Source organism: Paenibacillus sp. 1-18 (assembly GCF_000520755.1).
Classification (GTDB): domain Bacteria; phylum Bacillota; class Bacilli; order Paenibacillales; family Paenibacillaceae; genus Paenibacillus; species Paenibacillus brasilensis.
Window position 1 is genome coordinate 1 of the sequence record NZ_ASSB01000055.1, and the last position, 589, is coordinate 589.

A 589-nucleotide genomic window follows, 5' to 3' on the forward strand; every position below is an offset into this window, starting at 1 on the left:
ATTATATTCTGCGAGTATAGAATCAAGCAGAATATATCAGTTCTTCAAAGACGATTCTACAAATTCATCTCCTGTAATAAAAGTTCTAATTTCTAATATGTTTGCTTTTTAGTAATTGGGGATTAAGCACCTCTATAAAATCCAGAAATTTCCTTGAATTTCTTTTGATTTCTTCGGAAAGACAAGGTGATTGAATACGAACATTATTCCAACTCGAGTACTTGAAATCCTTTAATGGTTCATAAATAAATAGATCTAGAATTGTTTCCCTATCAATATCCTCCACTAAACCTATAATTACTTCATTTTCTTATACAATAAATTCAATCCATATATTGGGGCTGTCAGGAATTCGATATGCAACATAATTATGCTCTTTTATTTTTTTTGCAATCTCTAACAAATCAGTAAACCATCTAATTAGTCGCTCTTGGCCAAATGGACAATCTTCAAAGAAAAGACCGTATTTATTACCATAAAAGTTTAATTCAATCAGTCCTTCGATATCTTGTTTCATATCGTCAAATTCTACAGCGGACAATTGTTTTAAATCATCGAAGTTATCATATGCTTTGAAAGATATAGTAAA

Annotated in this window: 1 protein-coding gene; it reads right to left on the reverse strand. The window is 29.9% G+C overall.

Features of this window, described 5'->3' with window-relative positions; genetic code table 11:
- Nucleotides 1–310: 310 nt before the first annotated feature.
- On the reverse strand, nucleotides 311–589 hold a 279-nt coding region (locus L693_RS30395), incomplete at its 5' end, for a hypothetical protein (RefSeq protein WP_025716059.1).